This is a genomic window from Mesorhizobium sp. (assembly GCF_005063415.1).
Taxonomy (GTDB): domain Bacteria; phylum Pseudomonadota; class Alphaproteobacteria; order Rhizobiales; family Rhizobiaceae; genus Mesorhizobium.
Genome location: NZ_SUEG01000428.1, coordinates 1 through 229 on the forward strand (window position 1 = coordinate 1; position 229 = coordinate 229).

Sequence of the window (229 nt, forward strand, 5' to 3'; positions counted from 1 at the left end):
TACGGCAGTGCTGCGTGACGGCGCAGACTCTCGATCGCACGCTATCGTCCTTTCGCATCGGCGATCCGGCCGGCACCTACCCGATCTTCGACGCGACCGGCTCGACAATCGCGCCAGGGCGATGGAACACGCCCGGAAGTCCTATCGTCTACACCAGCGAGCACTATTCGACGGCCCTGTTGGAAAAGCTGGTGCATGGCAGCGGCCGACTGCCGCCCAACCAGCACTA

The 229-nt window shown here is 63.8% G+C and carries 1 protein-coding gene; it reads left to right on the top strand.

The annotated features are described in order from the left end of the window. Window positions 1-14: 14 nt before the first annotated feature. Window positions 15-229, top strand: a 215-nt coding sequence (locus tag E5W70_RS32920) for an RES domain-containing protein (protein ID WP_292665537.1), incomplete at its 3' end; no start/stop codon positions are given.